The sequence below is a fragment of the Aliiroseovarius sp. xm-d-517 genome, from assembly GCF_013283135.1.
GTDB classification, from domain to species: Bacteria; Pseudomonadota; Alphaproteobacteria; order Rhodobacterales; family Rhodobacteraceae; genus Aliiroseovarius; species Aliiroseovarius crassostreae.
Map to the genome: position 1 here is coordinate 2,079,191 of NZ_WBXT01000001.1, position 16,295 is coordinate 2,095,485.

General features: G+C 57.1%; 19 protein-coding genes. 12 read left to right on the forward strand and 7 right to left on the reverse strand.

Annotated features, from left to right (window positions below):
- Window positions 1-2 precede the first annotated feature (2 nt).
- From XMD517_RS10025 to XMD517_RS10040, 4 genes are all read left to right on the forward strand, one after another.
- Complete coding sequence (locus XMD517_RS10025) at window positions 3-269, forward strand: YciI family protein (protein WP_173486155.1); 267 nt, start codon at window positions 3-5, stop codon at window positions 267-269.
- Window positions 269-688 (forward strand): EVE domain-containing protein, encoded by a 420-nt coding sequence (locus XMD517_RS10030; RefSeq protein WP_173486156.1) that lies wholly within the window; start codon window positions 269-271, stop codon window positions 686-688. The genes XMD517_RS10025 and XMD517_RS10030 overlap by 1 nt, the downstream gene beginning before the upstream one ends.
- Window positions 689-730: 42 nt before the next feature.
- Window positions 731-1,126, forward strand: a complete 396-nt coding sequence (locus XMD517_RS10035) for a DUF1761 domain-containing protein (protein WP_173486157.1) — start codon at window positions 731-733, stop codon at window positions 1,124-1,126.
- A gap of 397 nt (window positions 1,127-1,523) precedes the next feature.
- The gene (locus XMD517_RS10040) at window positions 1,524-2,342 is read left to right on the forward strand and encodes a cyclase family protein (protein ID WP_173486158.1); all 819 of its coding nucleotides are present in this window, start codon (window positions 1,524-1,526) and stop codon (window positions 2,340-2,342) included.
- 149 nt (window positions 2,343-2,491) lie between these two features.
- Here XMD517_RS10040 and XMD517_RS10045 read toward each other — a convergent pair whose 3' ends face one another.
- Window positions 2,492-2,833 carry a DUF2853 family protein gene (locus tag XMD517_RS10045; RefSeq protein WP_173486159.1) on the reverse strand — a complete coding sequence of 114 codons (342 nt, stop codon included), beginning with the start codon at window positions 2,831-2,833 and terminating at the stop codon, window positions 2,492-2,494.
- Between the two features lie 161 nt (window positions 2,834-2,994).
- On the opposite strand from XMD517_RS10045, the gene lysM reads away from it, so the two are divergent.
- Window positions 2,995-3,411, forward strand: a complete 417-nt coding sequence (gene lysM / locus XMD517_RS10050; protein WP_055191266.1) for a peptidoglycan-binding protein LysM — start codon at window positions 2,995-2,997, stop codon at window positions 3,409-3,411.
- A 180-nt stretch (window positions 3,412-3,591) separates the two neighbouring features.
- Window positions 3,592-4,797 (forward strand): tryptophan synthase subunit beta, encoded by a 1,206-nt coding sequence (gene trpB / locus XMD517_RS10055; protein ID WP_173486160.1) that lies wholly within the window; start codon window positions 3,592-3,594, stop codon window positions 4,795-4,797.
- A 145-nt stretch (window positions 4,798-4,942) separates the two neighbouring features.
- Here the strand turns inward: trpB and ahcY are convergent, their stop codons facing one another.
- Window positions 4,943-6,328 carry an adenosylhomocysteinase gene (gene ahcY, locus XMD517_RS10060; protein ID WP_173486161.1) on the reverse strand — a complete coding sequence of 462 codons (1,386 nt, stop codon included), beginning with the start codon at window positions 6,326-6,328 and terminating at the stop codon, window positions 4,943-4,945.
- 149 nt (window positions 6,329-6,477) lie between these two features.
- On the opposite strand from ahcY, the gene XMD517_RS10065 reads away from it, so the two are divergent.
- Window positions 6,478-7,440 carry a glycosyltransferase family 8 protein gene (locus XMD517_RS10065; RefSeq protein WP_173486162.1) on the forward strand — a complete coding sequence of 321 codons (963 nt, stop codon included), beginning with the start codon at window positions 6,478-6,480 and terminating at the stop codon, window positions 7,438-7,440.
- A 127-nt stretch (window positions 7,441-7,567) separates the two neighbouring features.
- The gene (locus XMD517_RS10070) at window positions 7,568-8,533 is read left to right on the forward strand and encodes a glycosyltransferase family 8 protein (RefSeq protein ID WP_173486163.1); all 966 of its coding nucleotides are present in this window, start codon (window positions 7,568-7,570) and stop codon (window positions 8,531-8,533) included.
- Window positions 8,534-8,585: 52 nt separating this feature from the next.
- On the opposite strand, the gene XMD517_RS10075 is transcribed toward XMD517_RS10070, so the two are convergent.
- On the reverse strand, window positions 8,586-8,906 hold the full coding sequence (locus XMD517_RS10075) for a hypothetical protein (protein WP_173486164.1): 321 nt from the start codon (window positions 8,904-8,906) through the stop codon (window positions 8,586-8,588).
- A gap of 187 nt (window positions 8,907-9,093) precedes the next feature.
- Here XMD517_RS10075 and XMD517_RS10080 point away from each other — a divergent pair, with 187 nt between their 5' ends.
- Together XMD517_RS10080 and XMD517_RS10085 are read left to right on the forward strand one after the other, a co-directional pair.
- Window positions 9,094-9,687: an HD domain-containing protein gene (locus tag XMD517_RS10080; RefSeq protein WP_173486165.1), complete on the forward strand. Its 594-nt coding sequence runs from the start codon at window positions 9,094-9,096 to the stop codon at window positions 9,685-9,687.
- Window positions 9,684-10,148: a GNAT family N-acetyltransferase gene (locus tag XMD517_RS10085; protein ID WP_173486166.1), complete on the forward strand. Its 465-nt coding sequence runs from the start codon at window positions 9,684-9,686 to the stop codon at window positions 10,146-10,148. Before XMD517_RS10080 ends, XMD517_RS10085 begins: the two co-directional genes overlap by 4 nt.
- 6 nt (window positions 10,149-10,154) lie before the next feature.
- Here XMD517_RS10085 and XMD517_RS10090 read toward each other — a convergent pair whose 3' ends face one another.
- The 4 genes from XMD517_RS10090 to XMD517_RS10105 form a co-directional block, all read right to left on the reverse strand.
- Entirely contained in the window at window positions 10,155-10,469 is a 315-nt protein-coding gene (locus XMD517_RS10090; protein WP_173487881.1) for a hypothetical protein, read from the reverse strand.
- Between the two features lie 26 nt (window positions 10,470-10,495).
- Entirely contained in the window at window positions 10,496-11,668 is a 1,173-nt protein-coding gene (locus XMD517_RS10095; protein ID WP_173486168.1) for a DUF563 domain-containing protein, read from the reverse strand.
- Window positions 11,669-11,682: 14 nt separating this feature from the next.
- Window positions 11,683-12,237 (reverse strand): ActR/PrrA/RegA family redox response regulator transcription factor, encoded by a 555-nt coding sequence (locus tag XMD517_RS10100; protein ID WP_173486169.1) that lies wholly within the window; start codon window positions 12,235-12,237, stop codon window positions 11,683-11,685.
- Between the two features lie 110 nt (window positions 12,238-12,347).
- Entirely contained in the window at window positions 12,348-12,968 is a 621-nt protein-coding gene (locus tag XMD517_RS10105) for an SCO family protein (protein WP_173487880.1), read from the reverse strand.
- A 185-nt stretch (window positions 12,969-13,153) separates the two neighbouring features.
- Here XMD517_RS10105 and regB point away from each other — a divergent pair, with 185 nt between their 5' ends.
- Window positions 13,154-14,539: a sensor histidine kinase RegB gene (gene regB, locus XMD517_RS10110; protein ID WP_173486171.1), complete on the forward strand. Its 1,386-nt coding sequence runs from the start codon at window positions 13,154-13,156 to the stop codon at window positions 14,537-14,539.
- A 109-nt stretch (window positions 14,540-14,648) separates the two neighbouring features.
- Complete coding sequence (locus XMD517_RS10115) at window positions 14,649-16,262, forward strand: PAS-domain containing protein (RefSeq protein ID WP_173486172.1); 1,614 nt, start codon at window positions 14,649-14,651, stop codon at window positions 16,260-16,262.
- The last annotated feature ends 33 nt before the right edge of the window (window positions 16,263-16,295 follow it).

Consider the following 16,295-nt stretch of genomic DNA (forward strand, 5'->3'; position numbering starts at 1 on the left):
TCATGCTGGTGGCAGTCATTTGCACAGACAAGGAAGGCGCGATTGAAACGCGCAAAACCAATCGCGACGCCCATGTGGCCTATCTGAAAGAAACCGGCGCGGTTCAGGCCGGTCCGTTTCTGAATGGCGAGGGCATGATGTATGGCTCTCTGATCATCCTCGATGTCGAAGATATGGACGCCGCCCGGGCCTGGGCCGCAAATGACCCCTATGCCAAGGCCGGTCTGTTTTCCGATGTCCGGCTGGAACAGTGGAACAAGGTGATCTGATGCAATACTGGCTGTTCAAATCCGAGGTCTCGACCTGGAGTTGGGACCAGCAGCTTGCCAAGGGGGACGCGGGCGAAGAATGGGATGGTGTGCGCAATTATCAGGCGCGCAACCACATGCGGACCATGAAGATCGGGGATCTCGGGTTCTTTTACCATTCGCAGAAAGACAAGGTGATTGTCGGGATTGTTGAAGTCTGCGCCGAGGCGCATCCCGATAGCTCGACGGATGACCCGCGCTGGGAATGTGTGGACATCAAAGCGGTGCGCACCCTGCCCAGGCCCGTCTCACTGGCGATGTGCAAGGAAGATCCGCGCCTGTCTGACATGGTGCTGGTCAACAACACCCGCCTGTCGGTCCAGCCCGTGACACCCGAGGAATGGGCCATCGTGCTGGAACTTGCCGGAGAGACCCCCTGAGGCCATACTTCCTTTCACGACGCAAACAGGAAGGAAATGCAGATGGGAAGTCTATCCGTTCTGGTGGCCGCCGTGGCGACCTATGCTTTCGGCGCCCTGTGGTACATGGCCCTGGCCAAACCCTGGGTGACGGCATCCGGTGTGGCGATTGGTGAAGATGGCCGCCCGTTGAATGCAGGAGATCCCAAACCCTACATCATCGCCTTTGTCATGGCACTGCTGGTTGCAGGCATGATGCGCCACGTCTTTACGATGGCGGGCATTGAGGGGGCGGGTAAGGGTCTGGTGACCGGTCTTGGGCTGGGGCTGTTCGTGGCTGCCCCGTGGATCGTGAACAATGTGATGTTCTCGGATCGATCCAAGGCACTAATCTGGCTTGATGGCGGATATGCTGCGGGTGGATGCGCTGTCGCGGGCCTTGTCCTCGGCATATTCTGAGGTCTGTTCCGCCCCCACCAAAGCAAAAAACCGGCTTCCGCCGGCCCATAAAAAAAGGAGAGGGACCGCGACCCATCGGACCCTCTCCTTCCACCCCACGTGCTCCCTCAGCACCACACGTGTTCAAAAATCTAAGAGGTCCGACCGTCCTGGTCTTCGTGTATCATCTAGCGGGATTTCTAAGAGAAAATCAATCTCGTTTCACTTCCAAAACTATTCAAAACCAACATGTTATTCGAAGGGTTTGTTAACCCGCCAGCAGATCTCACGACCCGGTTCATGGTCCGGAAAATACGTGACCTCAAAGCTCTGTCCGCGCCCAGCCCCCGCCAACACCCCAGATCCACTCAAAACAGTCAATTTGTGTTATACTCTTCTTTTTTAGAGGAGAAATAACATGTGCGATCTATGTATTATTAACTCCGTCAAGAACCGGATGATTTCACGGAGAGGCTTTTTCAGTTCTGCGGCTGCCCTCGGAGCTGCCGCAGCTGTAGGAGCGTCCCAAACAACACCAGCGATGGCCGAAGGGCACGCATCCGTTCAGGATATGACCTATGAGCTTTCGGAAGAATTTCCGACATATTTCGGGACACCGGGCATATCATCGGAAGCAATGTTCAACTTCGCAGAGCATGGTTTTAACGTGTCGCGCCTGACATTGAACGAGCATACCGGCACTCATATCGACGCACCTCTACACTTCTCGGCGGACGGCGCTGCGGTAAATGAAATCCCGGTTTCTCAACTTATTGCCCCCTTATGTGTCGTGGACATCGCCACGAGGGCCGCTGAAAACGCTGATACAAGTGTGACACCTGACGACATCAAAGCCTGGATTGCTGCACATGGACCCATTCCGGACGGTGCCTGTGTCGCCATGCATTCGGGCTGGGGTACCCATGTCGCAACCGACAAGTATCGAGGAGCCGATGACAGTGGCGTCCAGCATTATCCGGGCTTTCACGTAGAGGCCACACAGATGCTGCTGGAAGAGACCAAAGCAGCCTCACTTGCCTCAGACACATTGTCGATAGATATCGGCGCGTCCACAACATTCGACACGCACTACGCCTGGTTGCCGGCCGGTCGTTTCTGCATCGAAAACATCGCCAACTTGGATCTGGTGCCACCCGCAGGCGCAACGCTTGTTATCGGTGCCCCCACCCATCGCGGCGGATCAGGCGGGCCAGCCCGAATTTTTGCGATGCTGTAAGGTTCGTGTCTCGGGGAAATTGTCCGGGTTCAAAGGCTTGTTAGCGATTAAGGCTACTCGCTTTCGTTAAGCCGGAGGGCCTCAGTGATCAGGAAACAAAAAACGCGGCCCAACTGCTGGACCGCGTGAAAACGTGATATGTGGTGCTCTTAGCTGTAAACCGACTCTTTGCCGAAATGCTTGACCAGCATGTAATAGACCACGGCGCGGTATTTGTTGCGCTCAGAACGCCCATAGGTGTCAATCACCGCATTGATCGCATCCATCAGCTGCGGACCATCGGTCAGGCCCAGCTTTTTGATCAGGAAGTTGTTCTTGACGGTTTCCAACTCGCTTTCCTGCGTGGCTGCGACGGTTGATGCATCGTCATTGTAGATGGCCGGCCCGCACCCGATTGTTACTTTGGTCAGCAGGTCCATATCCGGCGTCAGGCCGCATTTTGCCTTCAGGTCTTCTGCATATTTGGCAATCAGGTCGTCTCTCTTACCCATAATGGCGCTCCTAATAGTTGTTAAAAAGCTTAGCCTCGTCGCCCAAACCTTATGCGGAAAAAACGACAACACAAAGGAAAACATTGCTTGACAGTTCCCCCTATGAATTTGCGCGAATTTCAGCCAGATTTCCCCAAGCCAGTTATTTCAAGGAGGAAAACATGGGCCTGTGGAGTTTTGTGAAGGGCGCAGGTAAAGCGCTGTTCGGGGATGACGAAACGTCAACCGAGGAAACCCTGACCAAGGAAGTGGCTGATCTGGGCATCGACACATCCGGTCTCGACATCAAACTTGATGGCGAAAAAGTCACCGTATCCGGCGGTGAATCTCTGAGCGCGGAAGACCGCGAAAAAGTCATTCTGGCGGTCGGAAACGTCGAAGGCGTGGCCGAAGTGGAAGCGGAGCTCGAGAACGAGCCGGTGTTCCACACGGTCGAAAAAGGGGACACGCTTTGGGCAATTGCCGAGAAGACCCTGGGCAATGGCGCACATTATCAAAAGATCTTCGAAGCCAACCGTCCGATGCTGTCGCATCCTGACAAGATCTATCCGGGTCAAAACCTGCGTATCCCGCAGTAATTTGCCCTCAGGATCCGAAACGCGCGACCGCCCCGCTGGGTCGCGCGTTTTATTTGTCCGGTAATAAAATTACTTCACACATTCAGATGTTGCAATTTTTGCCTTGAGCCTCACGCCATTTCCCTGTCTGATCAGCGCGAATGACCGCAAATACAGAATTCTGACAGGAGATGCTTGCGCATGGGTTATCTGAAATCCACCCCGACCCGCGATGGTTACTTTGGCGAATACGGGGGGGCCATGTTGCCGCCGCCGCTTGAGCCGCATTTCAAGGAAATCCGCGAAGCTTATGACCGCATTTCCAAATCTGCCGACTTCGTCGCTGAACTTCGCCACATCCGTAAACATTTCCAGGGGCGCCCAACGCCGGTGTCCTACCTGAAAAACCTGTCCGACATGTGTGGCGGCGCGCGCATCTACGCCAAGCGCGAAGACCTGAACCACACCGGCGCGCACAAGCTCAACCACTGCATGGGCGAAGGGCTGCTGGCCAAATTCATGGGCAAAACCAAGCTCATGGCCGAAACCGGCGCAGGTCAGCACGGCGTTGCACTCGCCACCGCAGCGGCCTATTTCGGCCTGGAATGCGAAATTCACATGGGCGAGATTGATATCGAGAAAGAAGCCCCCAACGTAACCCGCATGAAGCTTTTGGGCGCCAATGTGGTGCCTGTGGGCTTTGGCGGCCGCTCTCTGAAAGAGGCCGTGGACAGCTGTTTCAACGCCTATGTGCCGCAAGCTGATACCGCCCTTTTCGCCATCGGCTCCGTGGTTGGCCCGCACCCCTTCCCCCTGATCGTACGCGATTTCCAGCATGTGGTTGGCATTGAAGCGCGCGAACAGTTCCTCGAGCTGACGGGCGACCTGCCCGACATGGTCGGCGCCTGCGTCGGTGGCGGCTCCAATGCGATGGGTATTTTCTCGGGCTTCATCGACGACGAAGACGTGGCACTTTACGGTGTGGAGCCGATGGGCACCTCGTCGAAACTGGGCGAACATGCCGCCACCATCACCTATGGCGAAGACGGCGACATTCACGGTTTCCGCACCATGGTGCTGAAGGATGAAAACGGCGAGCCCGCCCCGGTGCACACCGTGGCCTCGGGCCTGGATTACCCCGGCGTCGGCCCGGAACATGCTCATCTCTACCGCACCGGCAAGGCCAACTACACCGCTGCTGACGATAAGGAAGCGCTGAACGCCTTCTACGCCCTGTCGCGCCACGAAGGTATCATTCCCGCCCTGGAAAGCGCCCATGCCGTGGCCTTTGCCATGCGCGAAGCCCCCAAGAACCCGGGGAAATCCATCCTGATCAACCTGTCGGGTCGCGGCGACAAGGACATTGATTATGTCACCGAAACCTTCGGCTTTGGCGATGATCGATAAAGCCTCGGCTCATCCTTTTTTCTTGCAGAAAAATACCTTGGGGTGAGCCTCGAAGAGGCGAGGGGCAAAGCCCCCTCACATAAACCCAAAAAGCAAAGCGCCGCCCCAAGGGGCGGCGCTTTTCCGTTCTAAAACGGCGACGTGATCAATAGCGGTAGTGTTCCGGCTTGAACGGGCCGTCGACGGTGACACCGATATAATCCGCTTGTTCTTTTGACAGTTTCGACAGCTTCACACCGATCCGGTCGAGGTGCAGCTTGGCCACTTTCTCGTCCAGATGCTTGGGCAGGATGTAGACATCATTGTTGTACTCATCGCCTTTGGTCCACAGCTCGATCTGCGCCAGAACCTGGTTGGTGAAGGATGCCGACATCACGAAGGACGGGTGGCCGGTGGCATTGCCAAGGTTCAGCAGGCGACCTTCGGACAACAGGATAATGCGGTTGCCCGAAGGCATCTCGATCATATCCACCTGATCCTTGATATTGGTCCATTTGTGGTTCTTCAGCGCGGCCACCTGAATTTCGTTATCGAAATGGCCGATATTGCCGACAATGGCCATATCCTTCATCGCACGCATATGCTCGATGCGGATGATGTCCTTGTTGCCGGTGGTGGTGATGAACACGTCAGCCGAGGACACAGCGTCTTCCAGCTCCACAACTTCGAACCCGTCCATCGCCGCCTGAAGCGCGCAGATCGGGTCGATCTCGGTCACTTTCACGCGCGCGCCGGCGCCGCGCAGCGAGGCGGCAGAGCCTTTGCCAACGTCACCGTAACCACAGACAACGGCCACTTTGCCGGCCATCATTGTGTCGGTGGCCCGGCGGATCCCGTCAACCAGCGATTCCTTACAGCCATATTTGTTGTCAAATTTCGACTTGGTGACCGAGTCGTTCACGTTGATCGCCGGGAAGGGCAGCTGGCCCTGTTTCACCAGATCATACAGGCGGTGAACCCCGGTTGTGGTCTCTTCCGACACGCCTTTGATTGCATCGCGGGTTTTGGTGAACCAGCCCGGGCTTTCCTTCATGCGTTTGGCAATCTGCTTGTGGATCACCTCTTCCTCTTCCGACCCGGGCACACCCAGATCCTCACCCGCTTCGGCGCGTGCCCCCAGCAGGACATAAAGGGTGGCGTCGCCACCATCATCAAGGATCATGTTCGGCCCTTCGGGGAACATGAACGAGCGATCCAGGTAATCCCAATGCTCTTCCAGCGACTGGCCTTTGATTGCAAAGACCGGCGTGCCACCAGCGGCGATTGCGGCGGCAGCGTGGTCCTGGGTCGAGAAGATGTTGCACGACGCCCAGCGCACATCCGCCCCCAGCGCCACCAGTGTTTCAATCAGAACCGCTGTCTGAATGGTCATGTGGAGCGACCCAACGATGCGGGCCCCCGCCAGAGGCTTTGCCTCGCCATACTCTTCACGCAGTGCCATCAGGCCTGGCATTTCGGTTTCGGCAATATCGAGTTCCTTGCGGCCGAACTCTGCCAGCTTGATGTCTTTTACAATATAATCCTGGGTCACGGGCTATCTCCGGTAACAGTGTTTGGGTCGGCCTACCAACTTATCAGCCAAGTGGCAACAAAACACCGGCACTTCCGGCGTTCACATTGACACAACGCGGTGAAAATGGGATGGCGTCGCTACCTCTATTTCATAAATGTGAGCTAAAAATGACCGGGATCACGGCCAATCGCGCGGCAAATCATCGTCACACAATCCTGATGTGCTGTGACGACAATTACTTTCCCTTTGCCACTTTGCTCGCCAGCCAGATCGCAAAAGCCTATCCCGAGCGCAATTTCGACATCTGCATTCTATACAGCGGCACCTTTCCCGAACATCCGATCATCGAGCAGCTGGATCTGCGCCTTGTGCAGTTCCCGATCCCCGAGGCCTGGCAGGGGCTGGCCACCTCCAAGAAAATCACCCTGGCAGCATATCTGCGGATCATTGCCCCGCGCCTTCTGGCGGATGATTATGACCGGGTTCTGTATCTGGACAGCGACATCTACTATCATCGCGGGGATATTCCCGCCCTTCTGTCCGCTGATCTGGGCGGCCACCCGGTTGCCGCCGTGCGGGACAGTTTTCAGCATCGTGAGATGACGAAACCCATGCGCGAGTTCAAGGCCGCCGGACTGGAACAGACCCGCTATTTCAACTCGGGGATGCTGTTGGTGGATGTGCCTCAATATCTGGCACAGGATATCGACGGGAAAGCCTTTGAATTTGCTGCGATGGACGGCGAAGACATCCGGTTCAAACATGACCAAAGCGCCCTGAATCTCGCCCTGCACAACAATTGGGCCGAACTTTCGCCGGTCTGGAACTGGCCCTGCATTCACCGCACCTACTTCCTGACCCATTTCCTGGACCCCTGCTTTTTCCATTTCCTCAGCGTGCGCAAACCATGGAAAGACAAGACGGGCCTGTATTCCAAGGAACATGTGCGTATTGCGCATGAGCATCTGAGCGCGCATTTCCCGGACCTGGCCAATGCCATGCCTGCCCGCCCAAAACCGGAAACAGCCCTTGGCAAATGGTTGTGGATCTTCATCCGGCAGGTGTGGGACCTACGGCGCATTGCCCCTTATTTCAACCGCTTCGACGGGGATTTCGACATCAAGAAATAACCCCACGCCGGGTCGGTCATCCCCCTGATAATACCCGGCTTGCTGCCCCTCAGCTTGCCACATTGACTCACAACCGTGAAAGTGTGATGCCGGGGCGTAACGCCCCTCTGGGCGAAAGGAGATTTTAATGTCCGGGTTTACCGCCAATCGTCCCGCCGAACATCGCCAGACCATTTTGATGTGCTGCGACGACAATTACTTTCCCTTCGCCACATTGCTGGCGCAGCAGATCTCGGATGCATTTCCGGAACGCCAGTTTGACATCTGCATCCTTTATAGTGGCGATTTCCCGCAACACCCGATCATTGAAACGCTGGGCCTGCGGCTGCTGGAAATCGAAATTCCGGAAAGCTGGCAGGGGCTGGCCACGTCGAAAAAAATCACCCTGGCCGCTTACCTGCGGATCATCGCCCCGCGGCTGCTGGCCGATGAGTACGACCGAATTCTCTATCTCGACAGCGACATGATCTATCAGCGCGGCGATATCGAAAAGCTGATTGCGCTTGATATCGGGGATCACGCGGTTGCCGCCGTGCGTGACAATTACCAGCACCGCGCGCCCAATCGCATTGCCGCGGAATTCAAGGCGAATAACAAAAGCGTCGCCCCCTATTTCAATTCAGGTGTGTTGCTGATTGATGTGCCGAAATTCATTGGGCTGGGCATTGAAGAGAAAAGCTTTGAATGGACCAAAAACCGGGAGAAAGGGCCGCGCGTCAAACATGATCAGCGGGCGTTGAACCTCGCGCTTCATGGTGACTGGGCCGAGCTTTCGCCCGTCTGGAACTGGCCCTGTTTTCACCGCTATTTCTTCCTGACCCATTTCATTGATCCGTGTTTCATCCATTTCCTCAGTTCTCGCAAACCGTGGCGGGATGTGAACGGGATCTATTCGGCGACACATGTCCGGATTATTCACGACCATCTTGCCAAACACTTCCCCGAGGCGGCCAAGGCAATGCCGGAGCGCCCCAAACCGGGGACGGAATTTGGAAAATGGCTGTGGATCTTTGTCCGCCATGCGCTCGATTACCGGCGCATTGCACCTTATCTGAACCGGTTCTCAGGCGATTTTGACGTCAAAACCAAGTAGCCCCTGTTGGCCGAGGGGCGCGTTCCGGGTCCAGGGTCAGAATTTGAGGGCCTTACCCCTCCAGATCAGGCACCTTGGCCTTTTCGGGCGTGACCCCATGCCAGTTGCGTCCAGCGGCAACAATACAGCTTACGCCGTTTGCATTGGTCACGAGGATGGTAAAACTGCCGGTTTCCGGTGAGGACCAGACCTCCAGCAATTCCTTGTGGTTTTGCAACCCACCGCCAACCAGCCCTTCCCTATATTGACCGGACAGCTTTTCAACCAGATCAGGTCTGGGCGCGCAGCTGGGCATGGCATGTGCAGCCGGGATCGGCGGTGCCAGAGAGGCCGCTCCGAAGATCAGGGCCGAGCTTACGAGACGTTTGAACATAACAGTTTCCTTTCCGTATGAACCGGACAAGCTGCACTGTTGTTGATAGTTGTTTACGCCTCTTGGGCAGCCCGCCCATCTGTGGTTTATGTCTGTACTAGATATGGGGATTGCTCCGAAAACCTGCCCGTCGCAGGGCGACACAGTTTCGTGACCTTTCCCTCGCCTGTTTGGAGTATATCAAAAAATGGCTTCAAAACCAAGAGCTTGGCAAAGGATGTTGTCTGGGCGCAGGCTTGACCTGCTGGACCCGACCCCGATGGATATCGAGATTGAGGACATTGCCCATGGGCTGGCATTTGTGGCGCGCTGGAATGGGCAGACCTTGGGGGATTATCCCTATTCGGTCGCGGAACACTCTCTTTTGGTTGAAAAAATCTACGCACGTCTTTATCCGAAGGCCCCCGTCAAATGGCGCCTTGCCGCACTTTTGCATGATGCCCCGGAATATGTCATCGGGGACATGATTTCGCCGGTCAAAGCGGCGGTTGGGGCAGGTTATGGCGATCTGGATGAACGGCTGACCACCGCAATCCACGTGCGGTTTGGTCTGCCCGCGAAAATCCCTGTGACGATCAAGAAAGCAATCAAACGCGCCGACAAAATTTCGGCCTGGCTTGAGGCCACGCAGATTGCAGGGTTTTCGGTGCAGGAGGGCAACCGCCTGTTCGGCACACCAAAGCCAGAAATCATTCATGGGCTGGATATTCAGCTGCGCCCACCCCGCAGCGTGCGTGAGGCTTTCACGGCCCGCCATACGGAATTGTTGCTGCAATTATGATCTCTGTTCGACCCGCCACCCCCGACGATGCCGATGGCATGAGCGCCGTGATCACCCCGATCCTGCGAGGGTGGAACAGCAACCGGCGCGGCGATGCAGAACATATGCTTGAGAACTACATCCAACGTCCTCATTCGATCCGCTGCAGCGTTGCCACCTCCGAGGGGGGACAGATTTTCGGTTTCCAGTCATTGGTCCTCGCCACCAAGGATAACCCTTACGATACACCTGTAGGCTGGGGCATCATCGGCACCTATGTGGCGTTGGATGCCGGGCGGCGTGGAATAGGCCGTGCCTTGTTTTCCGCATCACAATATGCGGCTCTAACCGCTGGATTAGAGACGATTGAGGCCGCAATCGGTGACACCAACGAGCTGGGCCTGGCATATTATGGCGCAATGGGATTCAGGACCTATGCCACCGAACCCGGGCTGATCCGTAAACGGTTTGATCTTTTCTGAAGTCTCTTACGGGGTGCAGATCAGTCCGCTGGAGCGATCCCCGCTCTGCCATCCCACAAACCGTTCGCGGGTGAAGGCCAGAACAAGCGCGCCCCATTGATGCCGCGCGATGACCCCTGACGGGCAACCTTCCAGCAAAAGGGGTTGGTGTGCGCCCAGCTCTCGATCCAGCACCGGGATGACGCCAGATGGCGATCGGCCAAAATCAATGCGTTGCCCCTGTGGCAGAACCAACAGGCCCCCATCATCAGGCACAAGAGTGATCTTCGAAGGGCGGGGCGGAGGCGCAGCCATCTGGCAGGCCGCCAACACTGCAAACATCGCCAGTGCCCATAGGGGGCGCCAGATCACGATCCCTGCGCCGCTTTTTGCGCCTCACGCTCGGCACGCAGAGCACGACGGCGCTGCCGAAGGTATTTGAAATATTCCTTATACCCTTTGCCGTATTCCAACCCGCTTTCTGCCCAGAGCGTCTTTCGCTCCTCCTCGTCCAGATTGACCCAGGACGTGCTGTCGGAAATAAACCCGGCCTCAGCCAGCATCTGCCCCAGTTTGGCAAAATCCGGCTCACCATAGGACAGACGATTCGACTTGGGCTTGTCTTCGGGCACCCATTCCGTGAGCAGCGCATCAAACTTGTGCGAGGTAACCCCGGTGAAACTGTCCACATGCATCTTGAGAAACCCGACTGCGCCATCTTCGCGCCGCAAGATCATGCCGATCTTCTGGTCCTTATGACCAACCATTGCGGCGATGTGAAAGGCGGACCCGTCCAGCCCCAGAATGGTTTTGGCCGCTTTGTATTTTGCCACCTGTTCACGCAGGCTGTGCTGTTCGGGGTAGAACACTTCATACCCTTCATCCCGCATTTTCTGTTCAATGCGGGCCTCGCCCAGCACCCCGCCAAGATGGCTGCGCAAAGCGGTGCGAGAGACATAGAGCTTTTCCGGCCCATCCGGCGCGACATCCTTGGCGAAATGATCATGGATCATGGCCCGCATGGGGGCGGTGCCGTTCGAAATCTCACCCAGGCCGAACCCCTGCCCCGGCACGATCAGCTCTTCCACCTCGGTCGGATCCGAAACGATCCTGATCTCCTTGCGAATACCAAGCAGATCGAAAAAATCGGTCTGAAATCCAACCATTTTCGATTTGTTGCGGGGGCGTTTGGGGATGAAGATGATCCCTTCGATCTCATCTTCAAGCTCGTGATATGGCCAGAGACGACCGGTGCTTTCGACCAGAAAATGGCCAAAATGCATCCACAACACACCGCCCCAGAGCCACTTGCCCTTGAGCTTTTCCTTGGGTTCAGCGGGCGTAGGCTCTTCGGTCAGCGGGCGATAACGCCGCCACAGGGCCCCCTCGGCGACATACTGCCCCCCGGCTTCAAGAATACCTGCGTTCTGGACAAAATTGCTTTCGGTCGCCGGCAGGATCATGGCCTTTTCAACGCGGCGAATTTCGACCGACCAGCCCCCGTCGGGCATGGGCGGCTTCAGTTCAGATTTGCTGCCCATGGACCCTCACATCTTTACTTTGGACTACGCTTTGCAAGTATTCTTTGTAGCGTTCTGCGGTGCATATTCAAGCGCCGTGCGGTTTCAGAAACGTTACGATCGCAAAGTTCATAGACCCGCTGGATGTGTTCCCAGCGCACCCGGTCGGCCGACATCGGGTTTTCCGGCGGCGGCGGCAGCTCGTCTGATTTTGCCAAAAGCGCATTGGTGATGTCATTGGCATCCGCCGGTTTCGACAGGTAATCCGTGGCTCCCAGCTTGACCGCAGCCACGGCGGTGGCAATCGCACCATATCCGGTCAGAACCACCACCCGAGCATCCGGGCGTTTCTCGCGGATCACCTCGACCACGTCCAGACCATTGCCATCCTCAAGCCGAAGATCCACCACCGCATAGGCCGGGGGACGGGCGGTTGCGATGGCCTTGCCAGCCGTGACCGAGCCCGCCATCTCCGGCTCAAACCCGCGTTTTTCCATCGCACGCGCCAGCCGACGCAGGAATGGTTCGTCATCGTCGACCAAAAGCAGCGACTTGTCTTCGCCAATTTCGTAAAGGTCCTGCTCTGACATGGCACCCTCCCTCGGGTCGCTTGCAATCACATGAATTTATGTAGGGGTTTGCTCCGCCGGGGTCAAACTCTCCGCAGCGTTATCAGCTAAGCCGTCAGCGCAATCACCCGTTATTTGGCAGCACCAATGAAACAAGAAACCCGTTTTGCCATGTCCTGAGCGGTATCGTCGCGCTTGAAAAACTCCAAAAACCCATCTTCAGGCGTAACCAGATAGGTGAAGGTTGAGTGGTCCACCAGATAGTATTCCGGATCCCCATCCTGTTTTCGGTAATACGTCTTGTAGGCCTGGCTTGCTGCTTTGACCTGTTCGGGTGTTCCGGTCAGGCCAATCATGTCGGGATGAAGGTAGTCCGTGAAATCACGCACCTCTTCCACGCCGTCACGCTCCGGGTCAATCGAGATGAAAGCCATCTGCGCATCATACCCTTCGGCTTGCAGAAGATCGAGCGCCTCTGCATTGCGGGCATTGTCCAGCGGGCAGACATCCGGACAGAACGTATAGCCGAAATAAACCAGCGTCGGCTTGGTAATCACATCCTTGTCGGTCACCAATTTGCCGTTTTCATCGGTCAGCTCAAACGGCCCGCCGATGGACGCCACCCCGGTGCCCACAGCCGAGGCACGACATTGCGCAAACTTGTCCTCACCCGCCCCGCTGGTCACATACCAGGTTGCCCCCAAAAGAGCGGCCACGGTCACAGCGGCCCCCACTGCATAAACGCGCATCATCGGCCTTCTCCTATCTGCCTGTTCTGCCCCAATCGGCTCGTCACCCCATGCCCCGGAACCGGAAAGCTTCCCCTCCCGTCTCCGATTGCACATTTCAGATACAACACCACATCAAAACGCTTTAACAAGAGTGCAGGATGCCGCAACCCCTTGCCCCAACAAATTTAAGACAGGAGCGCACGCACATGTCTGACCCCTCTCAAACTCCGGGAGTCGCCCCTGTCGGTGGGCAATGGGTTCGCCTGCGCACGCTGATTGTCCTGCGCTGGGCCGCCATTCTGGGCCAGATTGTCGCCATCGTGGTGGCGATCCGGTTTTTCTCACTCGACATCAATCTGCTGCTGGTCGGGATTGCGATCAGCATGGGGGCTTCGGCCAATCTGATTGCATTGGCCTTCTACCCCCGCAATGCCAGGCTGAACGAACAGCAGGCCACGCTCTGGCTGTTGTTCGACACGTTGCAACTGGCCTTCATGGTGTTCCTGACCGGCGGGCTGCACAATCCGTTCATGGTGCTGATCGTGGCCCCGGTGACGGTGGCCGCAACGGCTTTGTCAACACGTTCGACCATGGTTGTAGGGGGCGCGGCCGTGGCGGCGACAACCATCGTGGCCGATTTCAACCTGCCGCTCCAGACCCAGGCCGGCTTTGCCCTGCGTATGCCCGAGATCTTCGTCTTCGGGCTTTGGGTTGCGGTGGTGGTGTCGATCGGCTTCATCGGGCTTTACACCCGCCGCATCTCCTCAGAAATCAAATCCATGTCCGAGGCATTGCTGGCCGCGCAGATGGCCCTGGCCCGTGAACAGAAACTCACCGATCTGGGCGGGGTTGTCGCCGCCGCCGCCCATGAACTTGGCACGCCACTGGCCACGATCAAACTGGTTTCCTCCGAACTGGTTGAAGAACTGGACGGCCACCCCGACCTGATCGAGGACGCCCGCCTGATCAATGAACAGACTGACCGGTGCCGGGACATCCTGCGGTCCATGGGGCGTGCAGGCAAAGACGACATGCATATGCGCTTTGTGCCCCTGTCCGCCCTCATCGAGGCCGCCGCCGAGCCGCATATGGACCGCGGCAAGGAGATCAGCATCTCAATTGAAGGGGAGGAAACGGAACAACCCATTCTGGCCCGCCGCCCCGAGATCATTCACGGGCTGCGCAACCTGATCCAGAACGCGGTGGATTTTGCCTCGACCGCCGTCTGGATCGACCTCAGCTGGACCGACCGCACCATCACAATCCGCGTGATTGATGACGGGCGCGGATATGCCCCGCATTTGATTGACCGGATCGGGGACCCGTTCCTGCGCCGCCGCTCCTCTGATCCGCAGAACCTCCAACGCAGGGAATATGAAGGCATGGGGCTGGGCCTGTTCATCGCCAAGACGCTTTTGGAACGCACCGGGGCGCGGCTGAGCTTTGCAAACGGGGCAGAGCCCTATACCGGGCGGCCACACCCGCGCGAAAAATCCGGGGCCATTGCCCAGGTCAACTGGCGGCGCGGCGATTCGGGTCTTGAACAGAAAGAGAACATGCAGGCCCTTGGCGAAAACCAGCAGTTCCAATAGCGTAAATTCCTTAGAAAAAAGGGGAACGACGCCAAGATTAAACGTTCATTAACCTTCCTCCCGCAAGATTTGGACAGGGTTAACAAACCCCAATCTTGGGACAGGAAAAATGCTGAACTCTCTTATGGCCGCCGCAATGGTGCTGACTGCTTTCTGTGTCGCACTCGCCGCTCTTTATGCTCTTACGCTGACCACCTCAAGGCGACGCAAACCGCTGGGGCAGGTCGCAAATGCGGAGCGTGACACCGCGATTTTCCTGTTTGACGATCAAAAGGTCATCGACGCAACTGAGCGCGGATGGCAGCTGCTTGAATCCACCGAGCGGCCGGGCAATGCAACGGATTGGCAGCAGCTGACATCCCTGTTGCATAGCTACTTCCCTGACCTTGAAACCCGCATGTCCGAACTGGCCGAGTTCGGCGAAGTGGATCTGGCCGCCAAAGATGCCGATTGCCGCCTGCGCGCGCAATGGTGCAACGGACTGGCCCGGATTGAGTTTGTTGAAGAGGCCCATTCCAAAGGTGTGGACTACCATCGCCTGCACGCCTTGAGCGATGAAGTGGCCTGCCTGCGCTCCACGGCAGACAATCTGCCCTTCCTGATTTGGCGCGAAGACGAAAACCGCACGATCACTTGGGCAAATCATCACTATCTGGATCTGGCCGACACCCAGTTTCCGAGCGGGAATGCAAGCTCATGGCCGCCCCGCAAACTGTTTGACCGCCCGCAGCCTGCAGAAGAAATCGACCCGGACCAGCCCCGCCGCATCGCGCTGGCTGACGGGCAAAGCGGACAGCGGAAATGGTATGAGCTGCACGAAACCATTCTGGGCAATGAAACCGTCGTCACCGCCCTGCCGGTTGACCGGCTTGTCAAAGCCGAAAACAGCCTGTCGGATTTCGTCGCCACCCTGACCAAGACATTCGCGCATCTGCCAATTGGGCTGGCCGTGTTTGATCGCAAGCGTCAACTGGCACTGTTCAATCCCGCTTTGACCGATCTCGTCGCCCTGCCGATCGAATTTCTGGTTGGCAAACCCACGCTGTTCAGTTTCCTCGACCATCTGCGCGAAAAGCGGATGATGCCGGAACCAAAAGATTACAAATCCTGGCGCCAGCAAATGTCCGAACTCGAAACAGACGCGGTCAATGGCACCTATGAGGAAACATGGTCCCTGCCCTCTGGTCAGACCTATCGCGTCACCGGACGCCCTCATCCGGAAGGGGCGGTGGCGTTCATGTTTGAAGACATCACTGCCGAGATTTCACTGACCCGCCGGTTCCGGACCGAGCTTGAAATGGGACAGTCAGCACTGGATTGCATCGATGATGCCATCGCCGTGTTTGCCCCCGGCGGCACCCTGGCCATGTCCAACACCGCCTATGCCCGGCTCTGGGGCAATGATCCGGAAACCTCTTTGATGGATGTGACCATTTCGGACGCCTGCATGACCTGGCGCCACAAGTCCCGCCCATCAGATATCTGGGACAGAATCCAGATCGCGGTGTCCAACCATGCCAAGCGCGAAACCCTGGATGGAACATGCCACCTGTTAAATGGGCGCGAAGTGACATGCCGCGTGATGCCCATGGTCCGTGGCGCCACGATGGTCCGGTTTACGCCCTCTGCCAAACTGCCGGCCTCTCCGACGCGCAGCCGCACCCTTCAGCAAAAACACGACACGGCACCACCTTCGCTCACCGCCCCCCGCTCTGCGGTTTGAAACCATAACACCGGGTGAGCCGCCCCCTTGGCG

Coding starts and splice junctions, on each gene's coding strand:
- XMD517_RS10025 (WP_173486155.1), top strand. CDS start 3: ATGCTGGTGGCAGTCATTTGCACAGACAAGGAAGGCGCGATTGAAACG.
- XMD517_RS10030 (WP_173486156.1), top strand. CDS start 269: ATGCAATACTGGCTGTTCAAATCCGAGGTCTCGACCTGGAGTTGGGAC.
- XMD517_RS10035 (WP_173486157.1), top strand. CDS start 731: ATGGGAAGTCTATCCGTTCTGGTGGCCGCCGTGGCGACCTATGCTTTC.
- XMD517_RS10040 (WP_173486158.1), top strand. CDS start 1,524: ATGTGCGATCTATGTATTATTAACTCCGTCAAGAACCGGATGATTTCA.
- XMD517_RS10045 (WP_173486159.1), bottom strand. CDS start 2,833: ATGGGTAAGAGAGACGACCTGATTGCCAAATATGCAGAAGACCTGAAG.
- lysM (WP_055191266.1), top strand. CDS start 2,995: ATGGGCCTGTGGAGTTTTGTGAAGGGCGCAGGTAAAGCGCTGTTCGGG.
- trpB (WP_173486160.1), top strand. CDS start 3,592: ATGGGTTATCTGAAATCCACCCCGACCCGCGATGGTTACTTTGGCGAA.
- XMD517_RS10065 (WP_173486162.1), top strand. CDS start 6,478: ATGACCGGGATCACGGCCAATCGCGCGGCAAATCATCGTCACACAATC.
- XMD517_RS10070 (WP_173486163.1), top strand. CDS start 7,568: ATGTCCGGGTTTACCGCCAATCGTCCCGCCGAACATCGCCAGACCATT.
- XMD517_RS10075 (WP_173486164.1), bottom strand. CDS start 8,906: ATGTTCAAACGTCTCGTAAGCTCGGCCCTGATCTTCGGAGCGGCCTCT.
- XMD517_RS10080 (WP_173486165.1), top strand. CDS start 9,094: ATGGCTTCAAAACCAAGAGCTTGGCAAAGGATGTTGTCTGGGCGCAGG.
- XMD517_RS10085 (WP_173486166.1), top strand. CDS start 9,684: ATGATCTCTGTTCGACCCGCCACCCCCGACGATGCCGATGGCATGAGC.
- XMD517_RS10090 (WP_173487881.1), bottom strand. CDS start 10,469: ATGTTTGCAGTGTTGGCGGCCTGCCAGATGGCTGCGCCTCCGCCCCGC.
- XMD517_RS10095 (WP_173486168.1), bottom strand. CDS start 11,668: ATGGGCAGCAAATCTGAACTGAAGCCGCCCATGCCCGACGGGGGCTGG.
- XMD517_RS10100 (WP_173486169.1), bottom strand. CDS start 12,237: ATGTCAGAGCAGGACCTTTACGAAATTGGCGAAGACAAGTCGCTGCTT.
- XMD517_RS10105 (WP_173487880.1), bottom strand. CDS start 12,968: ATGATGCGCGTTTATGCAGTGGGGGCCGCTGTGACCGTGGCCGCTCTT.
- regB (WP_173486171.1), top strand. CDS start 13,154: ATGTCTGACCCCTCTCAAACTCCGGGAGTCGCCCCTGTCGGTGGGCAA.
- XMD517_RS10115 (WP_173486172.1), top strand. CDS start 14,649: ATGCTGAACTCTCTTATGGCCGCCGCAATGGTGCTGACTGCTTTCTGT.